Genomic DNA, 4058 nt, shown 5'->3' with positions numbered 1-4058 from the left:
GCAGCGTTTGCTGGCACTGTTGATGCCGCACTTAGACGCGGCAAACTCCAGACAGGTGACACCGGCATGAACACCCCTGAACAGTCCCAACTGGGCAAAACCGCAGCCTATGTTGACCAGTATGATGCGTCGCTGCTGTTCCCGATTCCGCGCGCGGGCAAGCGGCTCGAGATCGGTGTCAGTGGCACGCCGCCATTTTTTGGCGCTGATCTATGGACCGCGTTCGAGCTGAGCTGGCTCAACCTGCGAGGCAAGCCGCAGCTTGCGCTGGCAACCTTCACGGTGCCCTGTGAAACGCCTAACATCGTCGAGAGCAAATCCTTCAAGCTCTACCTGAACAGCTTCAACAACTCGCGCTTTGCCGATGCCGCCGGGGTGCAGGCGCGGTTGCGCGCGGATATCAGCGAAGCGGTCTGGCGCGGCGCGCCCCGGGCTGCCATCGTGGGCGTGAAACTGTTGCTGCCCGAGTTGTTTGACCGCGAGCAGGTACATGAACTCGATGGCCTGAGCCTTGACCGGCTGGACGTGGAATGCACCCGCTACACCCCCTCGCCAGAATTGCTGGGCGCCGCCTTTCTCGAGCAACCGGTGAGCGAAGTGCTGACCAGCAATCTGCTTAAAAGCAACTGCCTGGTAACCGGGCAGCCCGACTGGGGCAGTGTTCGTATCAGTTACAGCGGCCCGCAAATCGACCAGGAGGGGCTGCTGCAATACCTGGTGAGCTTTCGCAACCACAATGAATTCCACGAGCAGTGCGTGGAGCGCATCTTCATGGACGTGTGGACACGCTGCAAGCCGCACAAGCTGGCGGTGTATGCGCGCTACACCCGCAGGGGCGGGCTGGACATCAACCCGTTTCGCACCAGCCATCCCGCGACACTGCCGCCGAACATTCGCACGGCCCGGCAGTAGCTGATATTCGGCCGATCCAGTGCCTTTATGGCAAGTTCCACCAGTGAGACCTGTGACTGAAGGCCTTTTCCGATCTCACTGTAAGCGGTTTTCCCGACATGTAAATGTCCACATTTGCACGCTCACAATGAATCTGGTTCATATTTTTTTGAATCCGGATTGCCGTAGTTCGCGTAAATCTGTAACAGCGACCGCTGTAACCAACCAGGAGATCAACCATGAAGATGAAATTAGGGCACCTTGCCAGGGCCTGCCTGCTACTTGCAGCCGCCGGTGGCGCGATGGCGTCAAGCCACCGCGAAGCACCGTTCATTACCACTGCCCCCAAGGTGGACGGCACTGACTTTTACATGTTCAACAGCTATGAGGCGGGCAAAGCCGGCAATGTGACGCTGATTGCCAATTACATGCCGCTGCAGGACGCCTACGGCGGCCCCAATTATTTTTCGCTCGATCCGAACGCGCTGTACGAGATCCATATCGACAACGTCGGCGACGGCAAGGAACACCTGACCTTCCAGTTCCAGTTCAAGAATACGCTGGCCAACAATGGCGCGGGCATCACGCTGCCGATCGGCGGCAAGAACGTGGCAATTCCCCTTCGCCAGGCGGGCCCGGTCACCAATTCCCCTGACGCACCGCTGAGCTATACCGAAAGCTTCACGCTCAACGTGGTTCGCGGTGACCGCCGCGGCGGTACGCGCGCGGCCGTGACCAATGCCAGCGGCGGCACCACCTTTTTCAAGCCGATTGACTATATCGGCACCAAGACATTCCCGGGCGGAAGCTACGACGCCTATGCCAATTCCCACATCCAGACCATCAATATTCCCGGTTGCGCAGCGCCCGGCAAGGTGTTTGTGGGTCAGCGCAAAGAGGCGTTTTCAGTCAATCTCGGTGTCGTTTTTGACCTCATCAATGCGCCTGCTTCCTTCATTACCAATGAAGCCAACGCCGCAGCGGGCGGAAAATTTGGTGATATGGAAAACAAGAACGTGACATCCCTGGCGCTTGAAGTACCAGCCAGCTGCCTGACGCAGGGCACTGACAAGGTGATTGGTGGCTGGACCACCGCCAGCCTGCGCCAGGGTCGTCTGCTCAATGGTGCTACCCCGTCGGGACTGCAGGCCAGTGAAAAGGCCGGCGGCGCCTGGACCCAGGTATCACGCCTTGGCATGCCGCTCGTCAACGAACTGGTGATTGGTTTGAAAGACAAGGACAAGTTCAACGGCAGCAAGCCTTACTCGTCCGAGTCGCGCAACGACGTGACCAACTTTGGCGATTACGTGACCAATCCGACGCTGCCAGCGCTGATCGAAAAGCTGTTTGGTGCCAAAGCGCCGACCAACTTTCCGCGTACCGATCTGATGACGGCCTTTCTGACCGGTCTGCCGACGGTCAATCGTCCGGCCAACATGACCGGGCTGGGCGTTGGTGGTCCGCTGACCGAGATGCTCCGCTTGAACACCTCGATTGCGGCCAAGCCAGCGGCCGCGCAGAACTCCCTGGGTGTGGCTGCGGGTGATGCCTCCGGCTTCCCGAACGGTCGCCGCCTGGGCGATGACGTGGTGGACGTTACCCTGCGCGTTGCCATGGGGGCGCTTTGTGTGCTGACGGGTGACACCGACGCGCTGAAAGTCGGTTGCAAGCCTTCGGACGCACCGGCCGGTGGCGTGCCATTCGTCGACGGTGTGCGCGCCAGCGCCACCGACTTCCAGCAAGTCTTTCCTTACCTCAACACCCCGCTTCCGGGTGCCAAGTAAGGCCCTGGCTCAAAAGGAAACATCATGTTCAAGTTAAATGCGAAACTGCTGGCGGGCGCCGCGCTTTGTGCGGTCCTGCTCGCCGGTTGCGGCGGCGACAGCGACAACAACGGCAACGGGGGCGGCTTTGGGATGACCAAACCGCCGCCGGGGGGCGGAGAGCAGACCATCAACTCGGTGTTCGAATACATCAAAAACCTGATTGCCAGCAATGACGAAAACACGGACCCGATCGACATCAACTCGCTGACGCTGGCGGCTGATGACACTTCGGAATCGGCGGCTCTAGAATAAAATCTCGCCAATCTGGCCCGGCTATCGATAGTTATCGGTTGCCGGGCCATTTTTTTGTTCATTTTTGTGCGAATGGCTGGCTTTCTTTCAAGCGAGCGGAAGACCAATTCGCTGCTGGTAACCGGTAGCAAACGGATATTGATTTACATGCCCATTATTTACAGAGTCCTGGTGTTGGCCGGCCTGCTGACAGGTCTGCAGTGTGGCGCGCTGGCGGCCACAGCGGTGCAGCCGGTGCGCGACGACGAAGTTCTGGAGGTGTTGCAAACGGTGACGCGCAACCGCCCGGTCCAGACAACCTTGCAAGCGGGAACCAGGACGACATCGGCCGACCCGGCCGCCGCCGCCAAGCAGGCCCGACAGGATATTTCGGTGGCCAGGCAAACCGGCGATACCCGCTATTGGGGACGCGCTCAGGCCGCATTGGCGCCATGGTGGGACCGCCCCGAAGCGCCGGCTGAACTTGCAGTCTTGCAGGCCACCGTTCAGGGCGGACGACACGAATTTTCTGCCTCGCGGGCCGTGCTCACTGCGACGCTCGCACGCGCGCCCGGCTACGCGCAGGGCTGGGTGAATCTGGCGGCGCGGGAGCGCCTGGCGGCCCGCTACCCTGAATCGCTGGCGGCCTGCGATGCGGTGACGCGTGCCGGACAGGCGCTTTACGCCGAGGCTTGCCGCCTGGAAACAAAGTCCCTGCAGGGCGAGCATCAGGTGGCTGCGCAAGGTCTTCAGTCCTTGATCAGCCAGGCTGGCGATGCCGGCCAGCGCAGCTGGCTGCTGTCATTGCTGGCTGAAAGCGATGAGCGTTGGGGCCACGATGCCGCGGCAGCCGATGCTTACGCGCGCAGCCTGGCGGCAGAGCACGATCTTTACACCGCCATTGCTTTCAGTGATTTGCTGCTGCGTACTGGAAAAACCGCGCAGGCGGAGCAGATTCTGGCACCGCTGCCGGCGACCGACGCCGTGGTACTGCGACGAGCGGCAGCCTGGAAGCGGTTGGGTGATGCGCGCTGGCGCACCGAACGCCAGCTGCTGCGCACGCGGGTTGAAGAGTTGCAGCGGCGCGGAGACGACACGTCGTTGCACGGC

The 4058-nt window shown here is 60.9% G+C and carries 3 protein-coding genes and 1 pseudogene; all 4 read left to right on the top strand.

The annotated features are described in order from the left end of the window. The first annotated feature begins 66 nt into the window (after positions 1–66). Entirely contained in the window at positions 67–912 is an 846-nt protein-coding gene (queF, locus tag HHJ19_RS13060; RefSeq protein WP_296908099.1) for an NADPH-dependent 7-cyano-7-deazaguanine reductase QueF, read from the top strand. 218 nt (positions 913–1130) lie between these two features. Continuing rightward, the gene (locus HHJ19_RS13055; RefSeq protein WP_296908098.1) at positions 1131–2675 is read left to right on the top strand and encodes a DUF4331 domain-containing protein; all 1545 of its coding nucleotides are present in this window, start codon (positions 1131–1133) and stop codon (positions 2673–2675) included. 24 nt (positions 2676–2699) lie between these two features. Further along, positions 2700–2969: a hypothetical protein gene (locus HHJ19_RS13050; protein WP_296908097.1), complete on the top strand. Its 270-nt coding sequence runs from the start codon at positions 2700–2702 to the stop codon at positions 2967–2969. Between the two features lie 147 nt (positions 2970–3116). Further along, positions 3117–4058 (top strand): annotated as a pseudogene (locus tag HHJ19_RS13045) (hypothetical protein); the annotation flags it as partial.

The organism is Polaromonas sp. (genome assembly GCF_012927415.1).
GTDB lineage: Bacteria > Pseudomonadota > Gammaproteobacteria > Burkholderiales > Burkholderiaceae_C > Polaromonas.
This window is presented reverse-complemented; position numbering and strand designations above follow the sequence as displayed.